Origin of the sequence: Pseudomaricurvus alkylphenolicus, assembly GCF_011683955.1 — a bacterium.
GTDB classification, from domain to species: Bacteria; Pseudomonadota; Gammaproteobacteria; order Pseudomonadales; family Cellvibrionaceae; genus Pseudomaricurvus; species Pseudomaricurvus alkylphenolicus.
On sequence record NZ_JAAQPI010000003.1, the window covers coordinates 697,947 to 716,196 of the forward strand.

At 55.3% G+C, this 18,250-nt stretch carries 16 protein-coding genes; 3 read left to right on the plus strand and 13 right to left on the minus strand.

Features of this window, described 5'->3' with window-relative positions; genetic code table 11:
• Positions 1 to 10 precede the first annotated feature (10 nt).
• A complete protein-coding gene (locus HBA55_RS11655; RefSeq protein WP_166991020.1) occupies positions 11 to 532 on the minus strand; it encodes a GspH/FimT family pseudopilin in 522 nt (173 codons plus the stop codon).
• Between the two features lie 312 nt (positions 533 to 844).
• Here HBA55_RS11655 and HBA55_RS11660 point away from each other — a divergent pair, with 312 nt between their 5' ends.
• Positions 845 to 1,390 carry a GspH/FimT family pseudopilin gene (locus HBA55_RS11660; protein ID WP_166991023.1) on the plus strand — a complete coding sequence of 182 codons (546 nt, stop codon included), beginning with the start codon at positions 845 to 847 and terminating at the stop codon, positions 1,388 to 1,390.
• Here the strand turns inward: HBA55_RS11660 and HBA55_RS11665 are convergent.
• The 12 genes from HBA55_RS11665 to murJ form a co-directional block, all read right to left on the minus strand.
• Entirely contained in the window at positions 1,387 to 1,866 is a 480-nt protein-coding gene (locus tag HBA55_RS11665) for a type IV pilin protein (RefSeq protein WP_166990817.1), read from the minus strand. The genes HBA55_RS11660 and HBA55_RS11665 overlap by 4 nt on opposite strands.
• 99 nt (positions 1,867 to 1,965) lie before the next feature.
• Entirely contained in the window at positions 1,966 to 6,810 is a 4,845-nt protein-coding gene (locus tag HBA55_RS11670; RefSeq protein WP_166990820.1) for a PilC/PilY family type IV pilus protein, read from the minus strand.
• 4 nt (positions 6,811 to 6,814) lie between these two features.
• Entirely contained in the window at positions 6,815 to 7,336 is a 522-nt protein-coding gene (locus HBA55_RS11675; RefSeq protein WP_166990823.1) for a pilus assembly PilX family protein, read from the minus strand.
• Positions 7,336 to 8,448, minus strand: coding sequence for a PilW family protein (locus HBA55_RS11680; protein WP_166990826.1), 1,113 nt, complete (start codon positions 8,446 to 8,448; stop codon positions 7,336 to 7,338). Before HBA55_RS11680 ends, HBA55_RS11675 begins: the two co-directional genes overlap by 1 nt.
• A 10-nt stretch (positions 8,449 to 8,458) precedes the next feature.
• On the minus strand, positions 8,459 to 8,986 hold the full coding sequence (gene pilV / locus HBA55_RS11685) for a type IV pilus modification protein PilV (protein WP_166990829.1): 528 nt from the start codon (positions 8,984 to 8,986) through the stop codon (positions 8,459 to 8,461).
• A complete protein-coding gene (locus HBA55_RS11690) occupies positions 8,977 to 9,597 on the minus strand; it encodes a GspH/FimT family pseudopilin (protein WP_166990832.1) in 621 nt (206 codons plus the stop codon). The genes pilV and HBA55_RS11690 overlap by 10 nt, the downstream gene beginning before the upstream one ends.
• Before the next feature lie 175 nt (positions 9,598 to 9,772).
• Complete coding sequence (gene ispH, locus HBA55_RS11695; protein ID WP_166990836.1) at positions 9,773 to 10,723, minus strand: 4-hydroxy-3-methylbut-2-enyl diphosphate reductase; 951 nt, start codon at positions 10,721 to 10,723, stop codon at positions 9,773 to 9,775.
• Between the two features lie 15 nt (positions 10,724 to 10,738).
• Positions 10,739 to 11,188, minus strand: coding sequence for an FKBP-type peptidyl-prolyl cis-trans isomerase (fkpB, locus tag HBA55_RS11700; RefSeq protein WP_166990839.1), 450 nt, complete (start codon positions 11,186 to 11,188; stop codon positions 10,739 to 10,741).
• A gap of 29 nt (positions 11,189 to 11,217) precedes the next feature.
• Entirely contained in the window at positions 11,218 to 11,715 is a 498-nt protein-coding gene (gene lspA / locus HBA55_RS11705) for a signal peptidase II (RefSeq protein ID WP_166991026.1), read from the minus strand.
• A 10-nt stretch (positions 11,716 to 11,725) separates the two neighbouring features.
• Positions 11,726 to 14,524 carry an isoleucine--tRNA ligase gene (gene ileS, locus HBA55_RS11710; RefSeq protein ID WP_166990842.1) on the minus strand — a complete coding sequence of 933 codons (2,799 nt, stop codon included), beginning with the start codon at positions 14,522 to 14,524 and terminating at the stop codon, positions 11,726 to 11,728.
• A gap of 67 nt (positions 14,525 to 14,591) precedes the next feature.
• Positions 14,592 to 15,512, minus strand: a complete 921-nt coding sequence (gene ribF / locus HBA55_RS11715) for a bifunctional riboflavin kinase/FAD synthetase (RefSeq protein ID WP_166991029.1) — start codon at positions 15,510 to 15,512, stop codon at positions 14,592 to 14,594.
• A 164-nt stretch (positions 15,513 to 15,676) separates the two neighbouring features.
• Positions 15,677 to 17,200, minus strand: coding sequence for a murein biosynthesis integral membrane protein MurJ (gene murJ, locus HBA55_RS11720; protein ID WP_240946047.1), 1,524 nt, complete (start codon positions 17,198 to 17,200; stop codon positions 15,677 to 15,679).
• A 266-nt stretch (positions 17,201 to 17,466) separates the two neighbouring features.
• On the opposite strand from murJ, the gene HBA55_RS11725 reads away from it, so the two are divergent.
• Together HBA55_RS11725 and rpsT are read left to right on the plus strand one after the other, a co-directional pair.
• Complete coding sequence (locus HBA55_RS11725) at positions 17,467 to 17,748, plus strand: YebG family protein (RefSeq protein ID WP_166990848.1); 282 nt, start codon at positions 17,467 to 17,469, stop codon at positions 17,746 to 17,748.
• Between the two features lie 162 nt (positions 17,749 to 17,910).
• Positions 17,911 to 18,177: a 30S ribosomal protein S20 gene (gene rpsT, locus HBA55_RS11730; RefSeq protein WP_166990851.1), complete on the plus strand. Its 267-nt coding sequence runs from the start codon at positions 17,911 to 17,913 to the stop codon at positions 18,175 to 18,177.
• The last annotated feature ends 73 nt before the right edge of the window (positions 18,178 to 18,250 follow it).

Genomic DNA, 18,250 nt, shown 5'->3' on the forward strand with positions numbered 1-18,250 from the left:
CTGGTTTCCACTAGCTGCCACAGCTTACGCCGGTTGTTAGCACCCTGGGGCGACCGGTGGCCACCAGTACCAACCCCCGGGCGTAGTCGGATTCACCCGAATTGGGACATAGATCAAAGGTCGCAGGGGTAACAGCACCATTGGCGGAGTAGGTAATCACATCGACGGCGCTCGTCAGTGTAAAGCCGCTAAGCGCATTCACCACCTTGATAATCTCGTCCGTGCCAGCGTCCAGGTCACCTGCCCCATCCTCATCCACAAAGATCAACCAACCGGCATCCCAGTCAGTGTCCTCCTCATCTGAACAGGTGGAGCCATTATCAGTCCTACAGACGGAAACCGTTGTGCCGCGTTTGGAGGCTTCACTGCGAGCAAAAACCATACTGCTCTGGACCCGCGTCATATTGGTGCGGGCCTGATAGTTGTCAATCGCAGTATTAAACGAAGGTACACCCAAACCGACCAAAATGGCGGCCAGCGCCATAGCGATGATGAGCTCGAAGAGGGTAAATCCAGATTCATACTTTTTCATGAGTGTAGGTATAGCAAAGCCTTGCCAGTTGCACTTGTTGGTGGCGACAGAATGCCGTTCAGACGGATAAACGGTGCGCTTATAACACGGCCCCACAAGAGAGCCCGGGCGGCGTGAGAACAGCATCACATTCCCTCTGTCGAGTCTGGCAACCTTACCCCTCAATTGCGGAAACAATGTATCCGCAGCTGGCGTTCGACCATTAACCAAAACCCACCAATTTCAGACAAACTTCCCAGTGCTCCACGAGCACCAAACCGGTAAATTCAAGACCCCAAACACAACCCACATGACTGATCCAGGGAAGGCATCATGTCCTGTAATAAACCTCTATCCGCGCCAGCGGGTCATACGCTTATCGAACTGTTAATCACCTTGAGCATCGCCGCGGTAATGGCCGGCATGGCACTACCGGCCGGAAAAAGCTGGATCGACGCCAGTCGTCGCAGCAGTGTCACCAACCAGATGAACGGTCTCTTGAGTTTTGCCAGGGAAACGGCAGTGCATCAGGGCTTTGACGTTGTGATCTGTCCGACAATGGACGGGCACATCTGCTCTGAACAGTGGCATTCGCAGTTTCTGCTATTTGTGGACAGAGACGGAGATCGGCTGTTTGATACTGACGAACACCTGCGAATAAGCCAACTGCCCGCCGGCTGGAGGGTTAACTGGCGGGCCTTTGGGTTTCGTCGTTATATCCGCTTTCAGCCTTCGGGGTATACCTTTAACCAGAACGGCACTCTGGAGCTGTGTCCGCCGGGGGAAGCCGAAGAAATCAACATATTGATCCTGAACCGTATCGGGCGCCTAAGGCTGGATCAACGGGACTATAGTGATTCCCGATGTGAAAGCGGTTAGCACTGGTCATCCCAACAGAGATCGGTGGCTTCCGTCAAGTTGTCGTCGTTGTCCCTATCCCATACCCTCTGGCCCAGGTGATTCAACTGCAAACGACCATTATCTGCCTGGTCAGTACCCGATATCGGGATCGCCTGCAGTGTATAAGTATTGCCTCCGGCGGCGGTTATGCGCAGGTTGTAAAACTTGGGATCACTGTCGATCGGCGACTGGGTCGGAAAGATATCCGGCGGCTGGGGAAGCGTTCCGGTGGCTGCACCAACGTAAGTATTGTTTTGAGTGAAAAAGCGCTCCATGGCCTGGCTGAGCCCCATCAGTGCCGCCTTGGCATCGTTACGGCGGTTTTTCTGCAGCGTGCCTTGATAGGACGGTAGTGCGATAGCCGCCAATATCGCTACTATCGCCAGGGTAATAAGCACCTCTATTAGCGTAAATCCCCCAATACGCTCTCTGTTCTTTGATTGCTTGACGCCCATGTTCTTGTTTTCCCTATGGCAAAGCGGCTCCCATCGGAGCCGCATAATTTCTCTTTCGTCCTGACCAACAGTTAACTCAACAACTTCGGATTCACGACACTAGTCTTCCTGATACCAGTAGGTCCGCACTGCCCGATCCAGGCCCAGGTCCAGATCACTGTGCTGGGTACCCTGGAAGCCTTGGATGCCTTCTCCGGTCATTACGATGACGATATCATCGACGATTCCCATCACATTCAGGATATCAGATCGATCGTCCCGGCTGAGGCCCTCAATGTCATCGCGGTCAATGGTCGAGGTCGCGTCCAAAATGTTGACCAGATATTCTCTCGATCGACCCGGCACGGGTTCGCAGCCGACATTGCTGGCCAGGGGCTCATAGGTGGTAAACACAACCGTACCCTCCACCACCAACGGACGCGACAGCACTTTTTCACCATCGTTTTCCATTTTGATATACCAGCCTTTGGCCTGATCCAACAGCGCCTGGGCCTCCGTTTGCTCCGAGTCGTTGCCGTCCTGAATCAAGTTATCCGTGGCGTCGTAGAGATCATCTTCATCGAGATTGACATGGGTGGCTTCGCCGTCCAGCAGCTGCTTGATGGCATAGAAACGATCGTCGATATCTTTATCCAGCGGATGGGCGCGATAGCCGGAGCCCAACAAGACGATCAGGTACTTTTCCGTACCCTCCCGCACCAGGGCAATATCGGCGCCGTGGTAGAAGCGACGGGCATCCGCGGCGGAGGAGTCAATCGCCACATCGGCGATTCGCTGCACCGTCGCAAACTGGGCCAGCGATTTGGTGCCACTGCTGTCAAAGTCAACGCGGAATACCTGGCCACCGGTATCGCCGTAAAAGATAACGTCCAATACGCCATCATTGTTGGTATCGGCGCCGGCAATATCGGCGGGAACACTGTAGAGCATCTCGTCCACGTCTTCGGCATTGCCGGTAAAATCCTTGCCGGCTTTCCACAACAGATCACCGGTCTCTGCATCAACGATATATACCGCACGCCCCATAGAATCCATAGAGCGAACATTGGCGTCATCCTGGCTTTCATCGTAGCCGCCGCCAATCACCAATACCGGTTTGGTCACGGCATCGCCGCCACTTTTGTAAGTAATTTGCGTTAGCAGAGGTTTCGACCAGGTCTGACCCATCTCGCTGAAATCACCGCTGCCGCCTGCTACTTTCCAAAGCAGCTTGGGCGCATCGATGTCGGTAAGATCGTAGGCGTAATAACTGCGCCCGCCCCGACGCATGCCAATGTACAGATAGACATGGTCGCCATCACCCGCTTCGATTTTGCCGTCGCCGTCTACGTCCTTGCGCCAGATGGTAGAGGCGCCATCCAGACCATAAGGACGCTCGGTGCCGGGAAGGTTATTGTAAAGTGTGGAGAAGTTGGTCAGCAGATCATCCTGCAGAATGGCCATTTTCTCAGTGCCGGTTGAACCATCCACCACATGCAGATAGCCACCATTGGTACCGTAGAAAAGATAGTATTCAGCATCGGCGCCGTCGCCATCACCGTTGGGGTCGGCGTCATAGGTCACCACAATAGGTCGGGAGTGAAGCGGGTCGTTCATGACGTAGCGAAGATCCGTTCGATCGCCATCCCCATCTTCGTCCTCAACATCAACGCCGCGAATCCAATTAATCAACTCGATACGTTCAGCATCGGATGCGGAAGGAATTCCCAGCATGGATTTGGTGATTTCATCGTTTGTCGACAGCACGAGGTTGTCGTCAGCGGTCAATAAGGTAGACGAGGAAGTGCTGTGATGGAGATAGATCTTTCGCTCATCCGGGTCTGGAACTTTGTTGGCAGCACCACCCAGGGTGACGGTATTGCCGTCAACCTCTTCTGACCAGAGGCTCTTACTGGTGGTTTTGAATCCCCCGGTCGATAGATCCACTGCCAGTGCATTGTTGGCGTCAACGATATCGACGTTTTGCCCGCTCAACTTGTACTTCTTAAGGTTGCCTGGCCAACGGGGAGTTTCCAAAGGCTTAAACATGGCATAGTAGATTTCATCCCGGTGCGTCAACCGGTTGAACTGATTGATCGCCACCGCCGGCGCCACAAAGCTGGTATCCACATCCAATACGCTGCCGATAATCGTTTGAAAGGCTTCTGTCAGATTGGTCGCGACCTGATCCACACTGGAACCACTAATGGGGTAGTATCCACCACCACCCTGTGTGGCGATTTCCTCCAACCAGGCAGAAGCACCATCGATCAGAGCAATGGTGTGAGTTGTGATGGTTTGATCTCCCGCCAGCGAACCTACCCCGTCATCCTGATCTTCCGTTGCCAGATATTCAGACAGTTCAAATGCACACTGATATTCCGCAGAGAGGTCATTGGTCGTGCATATGGGATCGCCACCGTCCGGGTCGGCTTCACAGACTCGCTGGGTGGTCGCACAACTGGTACCTGTTAAGGTTTCCAGCGCATCAACAGAATCATTACCGTCGGTAGGCTCACCATCAGTGAGAAAGACGATATGATTTTCCTGACAACTGTATTCCATCGGAGATATATAAGTAGCACTGCCGCTGATGTATTCCTCCTTACAGGTGTCCGACTGCCAATTGCTGTCGGTACAGCCACTGGGGCGGTGCAAAGTGCCTCCCTCCCAGGAATCGCTGGTAGAGACACGGGTATCAATGCTGTACTCGTAGCCCCGGCGTGTTACCGATGTGGATCGATCTTTGCCGTAGAGCACCGAGTCACCCCTCATATACAGGGCGGCTTCATGGTAGGTTTCCACAATCGGTGTTGAGCCGGAGGCGATAATCTCATTGTCGATAATCGACTGGAGGTCATCCCGGATCGTCAGCAGGCCCTCGGTAAAATCCGTGGTGGAATAGGTAAACACCAATCTCGGTGCGGCACTGCGTTGGTCATCGTAAGACAGTGCATCGCGGGAGCCACCGGAACTGTGTTCCAGAATAAAGGCCACGCTATTGCCGATTGCCCATCCGCTACGCCCTACCACCGCCTCCAACTGCGCCGAGATATCACTGGTACGATAGGTGCTGCCCGCAGACCAGTCCTCTGGGCTCCAGGAGGATGTCGCGGTCAGACTGCGATTGGAAAGATCACTGGAAGAACCGTCAAAGGCGCCCGCATTGTCGTCGTCCTGCGCGCCGATGGTGATGGTGGTGGCGCCGCTGTCGCTGTTGGCGGCCTCGAATTCGATATAGGCCGAGGTAATGTCCGCACCCTGGGGCACCGACAGGCCGCTGAAGCGTACCCCAACGTGCCGACGGTTACTGGCCAGATTGAGTTCGGTATTGGAAGTATCGCTATTGCCGGTAGCACCTGATTGTTCTGCGTCGTCGGTCTCTGCGGCAATCTGGTAACTGCGCTGGTAGTTGGTACAACCACCGGCATCGGGTACGGAGGTCGCATCATACTCAACGATCAATCGCGGTGCCGCACTGGGAGCGCCATCATAGGAATGGGCAATACGACGACCTGTGGCACTGCCCTCCAGGATAAACGCCATAGCGTTACCCCCACACCAGTCGCCCCGGTTCACCAGTTCCTGAACAATCGTTGTCACCTCGGGAGAATTGTAAGTTTCTCCACTGTCCCAGGATTCGACGTTGCTCCAGGTGACCTGATTGCTGGTTTTGGTACGGGTCCTGACCTTTTTGGAGGTTTCATCAAATTCATCGGCATTACCGGTATCTTCGGCAGCGATGGTGTAGGTGGCAGAGTCGCTGTTGGTACTGGCGGCGGTAAATTCGATATAGGCATTGGTGATGGTCGCCTGGCTCGGCACCGCCACATCGGCAAAGCGCAATCCCACCGCCTGCGCCTCCAGTGAACCGGCCAGAGTGTAGGAAACGTGAAGTTGGGGGTAGCCGCTGCTGTCTCCGGAACCGTAGATTTCCCGACGCCCCTGGCTGCCGGCACCGGGTTCCGACAAGATAAAGGTAGCGGTGGATGAGCCGTCTACCCAGTTGGCGTGATCAACCAGCTCTTGCATGATCGGAGAAATATCATTGGAAGTGATCCGGCTGCCGCGACTGGGATTGGTGCCTATATCCCAATCCACCGTGCTGGCAGACAGGTTCGCCAATCGACTGGAAACACTGTAGTAGCTGTTTGCAAAAGAACCGCTGTCTTCGGCTTCCGCCTGGATACGCACGGACAGGTCGCGAGAATCTTCACGGGAATTGTTGCCCTGCTGATCCTCAATCACAAACGACAGTGACGCAGAATCAATAGTCGCCCCCTTGGGAACGTCGACATTACGGAAACGAACCCCCAGATAGCCATCGTAAACCGTGCCGCTGCTGTCGCAATTGTAGGTTCGCTCTATCAACGTTGGGCAGCTGGAAATCCAGGTTTCCCCCTGATAGGTGCCGCTCGCCATCTCGGTACGCATGTCTTCGGAATAGGTAGAGCTTTCCGTAATCGTGGCAACCGCCCCCGCCGTACCGGCTTCCACCAGTTCGAGGGTATCGCCGGTCAGGTTCACCGTACCACCTACGACGGTCTCAGTGGCATCGCTCTGCGAGCTGTCGACCTGGCTGGTCACGGTCTGCGTGGTGGAACCGGAAATTTCGTCGACATAAGTAACGGGGTGCAGAACCGGGCCGCCGGGGTTGGTAAACCGCATGATGCCGATGTTCACATTGCTGACGCTGGACAGCACCGAAGTCATTGCCTGCTTAAGAGCATCCAGACGCTCATTGGTACCGTATGAAGGGTTATCGGGGTCCAGGCCATAAGACATGGAGCCGGAGGTATCCAGAACAAACAAGATATTGGGCCGTGTTTCGACACCGCTGCCGATAAAGTTACCGCCGAAATAGATTTCGGTGTCGTCCGCATACGCCGGTGTCAGTCCCAAACTGGTGTAGATAAAGCCAGCTCCCATCCAACGCAGTGTGTCCCGAAGCGTTTTCCTACCCATCGTTCTAACCTCCCTTCAGGGTGTCCGTGGGTGCCGGGCCTTTCACAAATGCTCCCTGCACATTGGTGTTGTTACTGCTGGTATTATCGACGGTTGCGGTTCCGCTGATGCGGTAGTTATAAAATGCCCAGCCACTGCCGCCGATAGAAATGGAAACAGCTGAGCCGTCCTCCACCACGTTTTTGGACAGATCCATAAACTGGACTTCCGAAGATACCGTTATGCTCTCACCGGAAGTAGTCACATCACGCGTGGGCCAGTCGGCATTCTGGAGATCCGCAGTATAAGCATCGCTAAGGTATTGATCGTCATCCAGCGCTTCCTCGATGGCCGTTTCACTCGCCTGGAATGCTACCTGTTTATTTTGCGCATTGGCCGCCATCCGTTCTTCCAATCCCGTGCTTTGCATGGTGGACACACCCACCAAAGTGATAACCAGCAGCAGAATCATGGATATGGCCAGCACAGCACCACGCTGTTGCCTCGCACTGATTCGGTTTGCACCCCGTGCCATAACATCCTTCATCAGAACCTCCTGTTGCGAAGCTGTATGGTGGTCACGAAAGGTTTGCGCAGATAACGTCCGCCGGAATGACTGACGTCGCCACTGGCCGGGATAGTAGTCCCTGCCACCACATAGCTGCGGTCATCTTCCTGAGGGAGCGCACTTTCAAAACTCTGGATCAACATCCCCACCTGGATGGAGCTGATGTCCGTAAACTGAACGCCAGAGGTATCCGCGTCCACATAACGGATATTGCCCGAGGCAAGCACTTCACCAAACCTGAGCTGCAGGAACTCGACACCTTCAACAAGCTCTTCGGGAGAGTTGCCATTGACCATGCGATACAGGGAGAAAATGTCGTCCCCTTGCGCCGTATTGCGACCGCTGTCTCCCACGAAATAGGTAACATCCTGATACGCCAGCAGCTCCGCGCCCGCTGAATAGCCGGGCAAAATCTTGTTGGGTTCATTGTTATTGGAGGCGTGAGCAAAGGTGACCCAGCCGGAATTGTTTGCCACCGGTGTGCCGTCGTTATGGCAGGTATTGTTGGTGTTACGGAATAAGTGAGCATTGGTGCAATCGGAAATCAGGACCAGATCGTCCTGGTCCAGACAGGTGGGGTTACCGTCGAAAACCACGTTGGCATTATTGGGGGCGGTGTTTCCTGTCAGCCTGGCCCCGGTGCGGGCGGCAAACTTCGCCCGTACCACATCACTGCCCGGACGAGCCACGACATTGCCCGAAGAGGCCGTGCCGATTTGAATATCTTCCAGGTCATCGCCACTGGAAACCGTCGGCGAAAAGGTCCCGTTGTCGGCCACTTCAAACGCCGTCAGCGACGTGGTGTCAAAGTTGGCGGCCCCGGTGCGCGCCATAATGGTGATATCCATATTATTGGGGTCAGCACAGCCGTGATAGCCAATCATGCGAAGATCGCGGGCAATCACATCCGTGGCAAAACGACCCGTCTCCTGGACTCGGGAGAGCGCCGTTTCGGTACTGGCGATAATGCGGCTGCTCTGGAAAATCTGCAGCAATCCGAATGAAAGCAGCACCCCCAATCCCAGCGCGATCAATAATTCCACCAGCGTGAAACCGGCCTGTTGAAGTGTTGCGACGTTACTCCGTTTCATAGTCATCACCTCAAATCCGAACCGTTACTGAATAGTTTTGGCCGCGGATTTGCCTGTTGATGCTTCCGTCTTCCTCATCCCGGATCCACTCCTCCTGCTGCCAGGAGATGGTAACCGTCGCGTTGTTATCGCTGTCCGTAACAACGGTACCGGTGGCACTGTTAATCAGAGCCATAAAATTATCGTCATCGTCGACATCGACAAAGTAGCCCGCCCATTCTCGAAAATCCTGGGTAGCCAGTTGCGCAGGCGTGCATCCATCGGTAGCGCCGCAGTTCTGCGAGCTGGGGATGGTTGCGGAGGTATCCAGGTCGTCATAATCGCCGTCCAGAAAGGCCTCGCGATTGGCGCGCATGCGATCAATGATGTCATTGGCCAGGATTACTGCCTGAGAACGGGAATAGGCACCATGGTTTACCTTGAGACTGGTCAGCTGCATGGCCGACACCCCCAGGAGCCCGACCGACAGGATCACCAGCGTGATCAGCACTTCAATCATGGAGAAACCAGCTTGTCCGCGAGAGTGCATCATGGACATGAGACCTCCCCGCCATCGGCATCATCAATGGTGCCGTTTGGAGTTTCGTCGGTGTCGTAGGCCAGCTGTGGCTGACCGATGATGGATAAGGTCACGCCCTTGGCGTAAGACGCACCGCGATCATCACAGAGAAAAAGAGTACCTGCGTCAGTGATGGTTCCATCCGCCTGGAAAATGACCGCGCCGGCATCGGACAACGCTGATGTTCGCAGGGTGAGATCGCCGGGCGTGGCGGGGAAAATCTTGATCAGCTCCTCACCCTCGTCCAGATCGCCATCAGCATCGCCGTCAACGAATACCAGACGGCCGTTCTCCCAGCCATTGGAATTGCAGCTGGCGGCATCGGAAGAACTGCAGATCGCAACGGTGGTAGAGCGCTTGACCGCTTCTGAACGGGCGAAGGTCAGTTCGCCAACAAAGCCGTTGTAGGCAGCGGTAAGACGGTTGCTGTCTATCAACGCTGAGAAACCAGGAGCTGCCATAGCAGTAACAATGGCGGCGATGGCCAGGGTGACCAGTAATTCTAATAGGGTAAAGCCCGACTGATCTTTGGACTTGGGGCGCCCGAGAAGGCGTTTGCCGACGGCACGATTGAACTTTAAACGTTTCACCAACAAACCTCCTTTTCTGTTGCTGCGCAATTTATATCAGATGAAATGTAGAATTAGGCGCCACAGTAGATAAGTTGCACCATTTTGGGGATAAAAGGTAGAGAAATATACTAAAAAGCCGCGGGGATTAGCGGCTTTGTGAGGGGATTCACGGTTTAGTCGCCAGACTGATCAGTCACACCTGACGCAGTTCTTTGGGCAGTGAGAAGCTGATGTTCTCTTCACGCCCCTTAAGCTCTTGCGCAGGATCAGCCCCGAGCTGTTGCAGCCGGTCGATCACTTCCTGCACCAGAACCTCGGGGGCCGATGCCCCGGCAGTAATGCCAACTGCCCGTTTACTCTGCAGCCATTTCGGCTGGATGTCAGCACCGCCATCAATAAGGTAAGCCTCGCTGCCACAGCGCTCGGCCAGCTCGCGCAGTCGGTTGGAATTGGAGCTGTTGGGAGAACCGACCACCAGCACCAGATCATTTTCCAGAGCCAACTGTTTGACAGCATCCTGGCGATTTTGGGTGGCGTAACAGATGTCGTCCTTGCGAGGCCCCTGAATCGCTGGAAATTTTTGCCTCAGCGCGTCGATAACCCTGGCAGTATCGTCCATGGACAGCGTGGTCTGGGTTACATAACTCAGGTTGGAAGGATCCTTGACTTCGAGATTGTCCACATCGTCTTCGTCTTCCACCAAATATATGGCACCGCCTTTGGAGTCATCATACTGTCCCATGGTGCCTTCCACCTCGGGATGCCCTTCGTGGCCAATCAATACGCACTCAGCACCACTGTGGGAATAGCGCACCACTTCCATATGCACTTTGGTAACCAGGGGGCAGGTGGCGTCAAAGACTTTTAAGCGGCGACGCTCGGCTTCATTGCGCACGGCCTGCGAAACACCGTGGGCACTGAAGATGACGATAACGTCGTCAGGAACCTCGTCGAGTTCCTCAACAAATATCGCGCCGCGCTCGCGCAGACTTTCCACCACAAACTTGTTATGTACCACTTCGTGACGCACATAGATGGGCGCACCAAAAACGTCCAGTGCCCGATTGACAATATCGATGGCACGATCCACTCCAGCGCAGAAACCGCGGGGATTGGCCAGGTTGATTGCAACAGTGTCACTCATGGGGAAAACCTGCCTTTAATGGGTTACTACGGGAGCCACTTGCAGAATTTCAACTTCAAATACGATATTACGCCCGGCCAGAGGGTGATTGAAATCGATAGTGACACTGTCGTCATCGAAGCAAGAAACCACACCCGGCATCTCTGCATTTTGAGCATCGGCGAACGACAACATGAGGCCCTCTACCAGTTCGATTTCGTCATCAAACTGGTCGCGATCCATTGTCTGTAGATTATTGGGATTGGACTGACCAAAGCCGTCTTCCGGCGCGATCACAAAAGAATTTTTATCGCCGGCGGCCATGCCCACCAGAGCCTTTTCAAAGCCTGGCAGCAGATTACCGTCCCCCATTACAAAGGTGGCGGGGTCAGCGTCGAAGTTGGAATCGACAATTTCTCCGGATTCCAGTTTGAGGGCAAAATGCAGTGTCACCTGCGTGCCTTCGTCGATAGTCAGTTCTGTCATAGCTTTATTTCGTAAATGGAATGTCGGTTTCAGTCTTCCTGCCCGGAAGACGAACCGCGAAAGGTATCAATGATCAACATGGCGGCGCCCACACAGATCGCACTGTCGGCAATATTAAACGCCGGCCAATAATATTGTTGGTAGTGGACCACAATAAAGTCCACCACATAGCCCAGTACCACCCTGTCATACAGATTGCCAATCGCTCCCCCAAGAACCAGTGCGAGCGCGCAGGCTTCCCAGCGCTTGTGTGCCGGCAATCGCGCCAGCCACACCACCAGGACCATACTGACAACCAGGGCCACTATGCCAAAAAACCAGCGCTGCCAGCCGCCAGCCTCGCTGAGAAAACTGAAGGCCGCGCCGGTATTGTGCAACAGCGTGAAGTTAAAAAAGCCGGTAATCACCCAGGGCTCGCCATAATTGAAGTTGGCGCTGATCCAGTGTTTGCTGATCTGGTCGAGCACAACCACCAGCAAAGCCAGCAAGTACCACTTGCCGGCACGGGTTACCCAGCCCTGAGGCATGGCAATGGACTCACGCAAACTGACGCTGTTCACCGTCACCCACCACATTTTCTACACAGCGACCGCAGATTTCTTCGTGTTCGCTGTGGCTGCCTACGTCCTCTCGGTAGTGCCAGCAGCGCACGCATTTTTGACCGTCCGCTTTAACCACCTTGACACTCAGCCCCTCAACTTCCGTCGCTTCGGCGTCCGCGAGGGTTTCAGAAGCAACATCAGCGGCAGAGGTGATCAATACAAATCGCAATTCGTCACCCAGAGCCTGCAACCTGGCCGCCAGCTCACCCTCGCAACACAGAGTCACGCTGGCTTCCAGAGAACCACCGATAACCCCGTCATTGCGTTTGGCTTCGATGACTTTGTTGACCGCGGTTTTGACCTCGGCCAACGCCTTCCAATAATCATCGCCCATGGCTTCATCGGCCGATTGACGCGGCAGCTCGTACCACTCTGCCACAAACACCGAACCTTGGCGCTCGCCGGGAATCTGTGTCCACAACTCATCGGCGGTAAAGCTGAGGATCGGTGCGATCCAGCGCGCAAACGCTTCGATGATGTGATACAGCGCGGTCTGGGCGGAACGCCGGGCAACACTGTTTTCCTGGGTGGTGTACTGACGATCCTTGATGATATCCAGATAGAAACCACCCAAATCCACCACGCAGTAGTTGTGCAACTTCTGGTAGATAGTGTGAAAGCTGTAGGTATCGTAAGCCGCGACAATCTCTCCCTGCAGCTGCGCCGCCCGCTCCATGGCGTAGCGATCCAGGGCCAGCATTTGCTGCGGCTGCAGCGCGTCCGTGGCCGGGTCAAAACCATTGAGATTCGAGAGCAGGAAGCGGGCCGTGTTGCGAATACGGCGGTAGGAGTCCGCGGTGCGCTTGAGGATTTCATTGGAAACCCGCATCTCTCCGCTGAAATCCGTCGCTGCCACCCACAGACGTAAAACGTCTGCTCCCAACTCGTTAACCACCTTCTGAGGCGACATCACATTGCCCAGGGACTTGGACATCTTGTGGCCCTTTTCATCCACGGTAAAGCCGTGGGTCAGCACTTGCCTGTAGGGCGGCTCGTTGTTGATGGCCATGGAGGTCTTCAGCGAGGACTGGAACCAGCCACGGTGCTGATCGGAACCCTCCAGATACAGGTCGGCCGGGAAGCGCAAATTATCACGCTGCCTCAGTACAGCGTGGTGAGTCACGCCGGAGTCGAACCACACATCCAGGGTATCGGTAACCTTGATGTAGTTATCCGCTTCGTCACCCAGCAATTCGGCTGGCTCCAGATCAAACCAGGCGTCCATACCTTCAGCTTCCACCTTGCGGGCCACCTGCTCGATAAGCTCCGCAGTATTGGGATGCAACTCCTGGGTTTCCTTGTTGACGAACAGTGCGATGGGCACGCCCCAGGTACGCTGACGGGAGATACACCAGTCGGGGCTGGAGTCGAGCATGGAGTCGATACGTGCCCGGCCCCAGTCGGGAATCCACTGCACGTTCTCCACCGCCGTTTTCACCTCACCCAACAGATTGTTCTTGGTCATGCTGACAAACCACTGAGGCGTGGCGCGATAGATCAGCGGTGTTTTGGTTCTCCAGCAGTGCGGATAACTGTGGGTCAGCTTGGAGGCATGCAAGAGCACGCCTTTTTCTTCCAGCAGCGCCAGGATCTTGTCGTCCACCTTGTAGACATGGTCACCCGCAAAGACTTCGACGTCCTGGCGATAAACGCCGTGATCATCCACATAGTTGAGGGTTCCAATGCCGTAGCGTGCACCCACATTAAAATCATCCACGCCGTGGTCCGGGGCGGTGTGGACACAGCCGGTACCGGCATCGGTGGTGACGTGATCACCGAGAATCACTGGCAGTTGCTTGTCATAGAAGGGATGCTGCAGCGCTAGTTTTTCCAGCGCCTGACCGGAAGTACGGCCCACCACTTCGTAAGTCTCGATGCCAGCGGCCGCCAATACAGACTCATAAAGCGCTTCGGCCAGCAGCAGGCGCTCGGCTCCGGCCTGCACCACCACATAGTCAAGTTCCGCGTGCAGACTCACCGCCTGGCTCGAAGGCAGCGTCCAGGGTGTGGTGGTCCAGATCACCACCGACACCTGACCCTCACCGCCCAATTCAGGCACGGCAGAAGACAGGGCGCCCATATCAGCGACGGGATAACGGACATAGATGGAGCTGGATACTTTATCCTGGTACTCCACTTCCGCTTCGGCCAGGGCAGAGCCACCCACCACACTCCAGTAGACCGGCTTAAAGCCTTTGTGCAGATGCCCGTTTTCCACGATCTTGCCGAGGGAGCGAATGATGTCCGCCTCGAACTTGAAATCCATGGTCAGGTATGGGTTGTCCCATTCACCGAGGATACCCAGACGCACAAAGTCTTTGCGCTGACCATCCACCTGCTTGGCGGCATAGTCGCGACACTTCTGGCGAAAGGTCTTGAAGTCTACTTTGGCACCGGCTTTGCCGACCTTCTTTTCAACATTGTGCTCAATGGGCAAACCATGGCAGTCCCAACCCGGTACGTAGGGGGAGTCAAAGCCGCTCATGGTCTTGGACTTGATGATGATGTCCTTGAGAATCTTATTGACTGAGTGACCGATATGAATGTCGCCATTGGCGTAGGGAGGGCCATCATGGAGAATAAACTGGTCCCTGCCGGCACGGGCTTTGCGAATCTCCCCATAGAGATCCCCGTCCTGCCATTGCTTCAACATGCCGGGTTCGCGCTGGGCCAGATTGGCCTTCATGGCGAATGCCGTCTTAGGGAGGTTCAGTGTGGATTTGTAATCAGTCATAGTCAGGTTCTTGGTAGATAGTCCAATACTTGCTCGCGCCTCAAAATCTGTCGCAGCGGGTGCTGGCCTAGCGGGCGCTTTTGCCAAAGAAAGCTTTGGCGTCCTCAATATCTCGATAAATCTGTTGTTTCAATGCGTCGATGGAGTCGAATTTCACTTCATCGCGCAGCTTTTCCACAAACTCCACACGCACCATTTGCCCGTAGAGATTGCCTGTATAGTCCAGCATATGGACTTCCAGAATGGGTTTGATTTTTTCGCCGATGGTAGGCCTTACGCCGACATTGGCCACGCCATTAACCGTATCGCCATCAGGCAGATGGGCCTTGACCGCAAACACACCTTGAAGAGGCGAGCGGTAACGGCGCAAATGCACATTGGCAGTGGGCACACCCCACTGGCGCCCCAGTTGCTGGCCATAACCCACATGGCCGCTGATACTGTAGGGCTTGCCCAACAGGCGCTCCACCAACGCAAAGTTGGCTTTTGCCAGCTCCGCGCGAATGCGGGTGCTGCTGACTCGCTCACCTTCGACTTCGAAGGTCGCAGTATCCGTCACCTCGAAGCCGAACTGACGCCCGGCCTCAACTAATGCCGGATAGTCGCCACTGCGGTCACAACCAAAGCGAAAGTCGTCACCCACCACCAGATATTTGACCCCAAGGCCATCCACCAGTACGCGCTGGATAAAGTCTTTGGCCGTGAGCGAACGCAGCGCATTATTAAATTGCAGACAGCAAACGCGATCGATGCCGGCCTCGTAGAGCGCCAGCGCCTTTTCCCGCAGCCGCATCAACCTGGCCGGGGCCTGCTCACCGGAGAAGTACTCGTGGGGCTGAGGTTCAAACACCACCGCCACCGAGGGCAAATTCAGCCTTGCCGAGTGCTCCGCCACCTGCCGGATAATCGCCTGATGACCGAGGTGAACGCCATCATAGGAACCAATAGTCACCACACTGCCGTGATGCATGGAACGCATATTGTGCATTCCGCGGATAAAGTGCTGTTGAAACTGGGACACAGACGGGCTCAAATCAGGTATTTCGTCGGCTGGATTTCACCGGTAAACGGGCTACCCCGTTGTACTGGCACACAGAAGCCGGAGTATACCCTACCCAGGCAATTTGTGTTAACCGGCCCGAAGATGTCCCTTTAACCGGCCCGAAGATGCCGGAATCTCAAGCCGCTGGCCAACAGCATCAGGGCATAGATTGTTAAGCCAAGCAGGCACAGCCCGCCAAGGTGCAGAACTCTGGGCCACCAACCCCACAGCGCCCATCCATCAAGTTGTTGCAACGCCAACCACAAAACGGCGCACATGGCGCCGTTGGCCAGCAGTAACTGCAAGGCCAGTCTGGGCCAGGTCCAATCGCTTCGACCGCCGGGCCGGTATACCCCCTCGCGCACCAGGCCCCGCCCCAGCAGCCCGGCGTTGATAAAGGCGGACACCGACGTGGCCAAAGCCAGCCCCACGTGGCCGATATTCCAGATAAAGTACAGGGGCGCCACGAACAGCACATTGAGCACCATATTGCTGATCATGGCTTTGATGCCGATTTTGACGGGTGTCATCATGTCCTGCCGGGCGAAATAGCCGGGCGCCAGCACCTTGATCAGCATAAAGGCGGTCAGCCCCAGGGCATAAGCCCGCAGGCTCAAGGTCGACATAGCGATATCATCAACCGTGGTCTTGCCGTACTGAAACAGCGTCATCAGGATAGGCTCTGCCAACAGCATCAGGGCCAGTGCCGCCGGTACGGCAACCAACAGCACCATGCGCACCGCCCAGTCGAGGGTGGCACTGAATTTCCGCGGATCTTCACTGGCGTGCTGACGGGACAAGCCCGGCAGGATGACCGTGGCAATGGCAATGGCAAACACACCCAGCGGCAGCTCCGCCAGACGATCAGAGTAATAAAGCCAGGAGACGCTGCCAGTGGGCAGCAAAGACGCCAGCACGGTATCCAGTAACAAATTGATCTGACTCACGGATACGCCGAAAATCGCCGGGGCCATCAGTGCCAGTATCCGCTTCACTCCGTCGTCCTTCCAGTCCACCTTGGGGCTGGGCAGCAGCTGCAGCCTCCACAGAAAAGGCAGCTGAAACAAGAACTGCAACATTCCTGCCGCCAACACCCCCCAAGCCAGGGCGATGACCGGTGGATCAAAATAGGGCGCGGCCAGCACAGCCGAAGAGATCAGGGCGATATTAAGCAGGACCGGCGTAATGGCCGGAACCGCAAAGCGGTCATAGCTGTTGAGAATGGAACCGGCCAATCCGGTCATGGATATCAGCAGCAAATAGGGAAAGGTGATGCGAATCATCTCGGTGGCCAGAGGAAATCGCACCGGATCATCCACAAAGCCTGGCGCAAACACCGTGGTCAACGCGGGGGCTGCCAGCACTGCAAATGCCGTGATCAACGTGAGCGTGATCCCCAGGCATCCCGTCACCCGGTCAATCAGTCCCTTAACCGCGGCATGACTGCCCTGGGTTCGGTATTCCGACAGCACGGGTACGAAGGCTTGAGCGAATGCCCCCTCGGCAAACAAACGCCGCAGAAAGTTGGGGATCTTGAAAGCAACAAAAAAGGCGTCGGCCCCCGCCTCGGCACCGATAAAGCGCGCCAGCACAATGTCCCGGATCAGACCCAGCACCCGCGAGAGCATGGTCATACTCCCTACCAGGGCACTGGAACGCAAGAGGCCGGCAGGGCGAGGTTTATCTGCGCCTTTGGTCCCTACTGCGTTATGATGATCGTCGCTCACCCCTTTCTCCCTGTCGGGGCCACGGTTATAGTTGAGCCCACTCCCATTGATGGCAGGCAGTGTACTCAAAGCGGGTAAGCACACCAACCCAAATGTTTGGCGTTGACAAACCGGAGCGACGTAACTACTGTACATTCATACAGATAAACCGATTCAACCCCAGGAGCCCGACCATGGCCGTAATTGCCGTTTGGAAATGCGATAGAGACGGAAGTATGTTCGATAACAAGAAAGACGCCGAAGAACACGACAAGATGCTGGAGCTGGCGGCCAACATCACCACCCTGATCGAACAAAATGTGAAAATCGACGAAGACATCAGCGAGGCCATCGGCCTGCTGCTGGCCAAACGCCGCGACACCCTGGCCAAGGCTTGTAAGGGCAAGCCTGAGCTGCTGCTGACGGAAGAGTCTGAGGAAGAAAACGTTACACCCATTGCATCCGCCAAATCTTGAGCCTTCACCTTCTGGCATATAGATATTGACACCACCGAATAAATGGGGATAATACCGCGTCCTTGATTTGTACCCGAACGTGTTGATTCTTTATCGATCACATCAGGGTATTAGTTACGCCCGGATTTAGACATATCCTGATTTAGTAATAGGAGCAACACGGTGGCCAATTCACCTCAAGCAAGAAAACGCGCGCGCCAGAACGAGAAGGCCCGCAAGCACAACGCCAGCCTGCGCTCCATGGCGCGCACCTACATCAAAAAAGTAGTTGCGGCTATCGAAGCAGGTGACACTGAAGCAGCCAAGGCGGCTTACGCTGCTGCTGTACCCGTTATCGACCGCATTGCTGACAAAGGCATTATTCACAAGAATAAAGCCGCTCGTCACAAGAGCCGTCTGAACGCCCAGATTAAGGGCCTGGCTGCTTAAGCCAGCCAAATTCGGGTCAGACACAAAAAAGCCGGCAATCGCCGGCTTTTTTGTGTCTGTTGCATCTGGATCT

Excerpts from the sequence above, each read along its gene's own strand:
- HBA55_RS11660 (WP_166991023.1), top strand. The coding sequence starts at position 845 with ATGTCCTGTAATAAACCTCTATCCGCGCCAGCGGGTCATACGCTTATC.
- HBA55_RS11655 (WP_166991020.1), bottom strand. The coding sequence starts at position 532 with ATGAAAAAGTATGAATCTGGATTTACCCTCTTCGAGCTCATCATCGCT.
- ribF (WP_166991029.1), bottom strand. The coding sequence starts at position 15,512 with ATGCACAATATGCGTTCCATGCATCACGGCAGTGTGGTGACTATTGGT.
- HBA55_RS11665 (WP_166990817.1), bottom strand. The coding sequence starts at position 1,866 with ATGGGCGTCAAGCAATCAAAGAACAGAGAGCGTATTGGGGGATTTACG.
- HBA55_RS11725 (WP_166990848.1), top strand. The coding sequence starts at position 17,467 with ATGGCCGTAATTGCCGTTTGGAAATGCGATAGAGACGGAAGTATGTTC.
- lspA (WP_166991026.1), bottom strand. The coding sequence starts at position 11,715 with ATGCCTCAGGGCTGGGTAACCCGTGCCGGCAAGTGGTACTTGCTGGCT.
- pilV (WP_166990829.1), bottom strand. The coding sequence starts at position 8,986 with ATGTCCATGATGCACTCTCGCGGACAAGCTGGTTTCTCCATGATTGAA.
- HBA55_RS11670 (WP_166990820.1), bottom strand. The coding sequence starts at position 6,810 with ATGGGTAGGAAAACGCTTCGGGACACACTGCGTTGGATGGGAGCTGGC.
- ispH (WP_166990836.1), bottom strand. The coding sequence starts at position 10,723 with ATGAGTGACACTGTTGCAATCAACCTGGCCAATCCCCGCGGTTTCTGC.
- HBA55_RS11680 (WP_166990826.1), bottom strand. The coding sequence starts at position 8,448 with ATGAAACGGAGTAACGTCGCAACACTTCAACAGGCCGGTTTCACGCTG.
- fkpB (WP_166990839.1), bottom strand. The coding sequence starts at position 11,188 with ATGACAGAACTGACTATCGACGAAGGCACGCAGGTGACACTGCATTTT.
- HBA55_RS11675 (WP_166990823.1), bottom strand. The coding sequence starts at position 7,336 with ATGAAGGATGTTATGGCACGGGGTGCAAACCGAATCAGTGCGAGGCAA.
- murJ (WP_240946047.1), bottom strand. The coding sequence starts at position 17,200 with ATGACCATGCTCTCGCGGGTGCTGGGTCTGATCCGGGACATTGTGCTG.
- ileS (WP_166990842.1), bottom strand. The coding sequence starts at position 14,524 with ATGACTGATTACAAATCCACACTGAACCTCCCTAAGACGGCATTCGCC.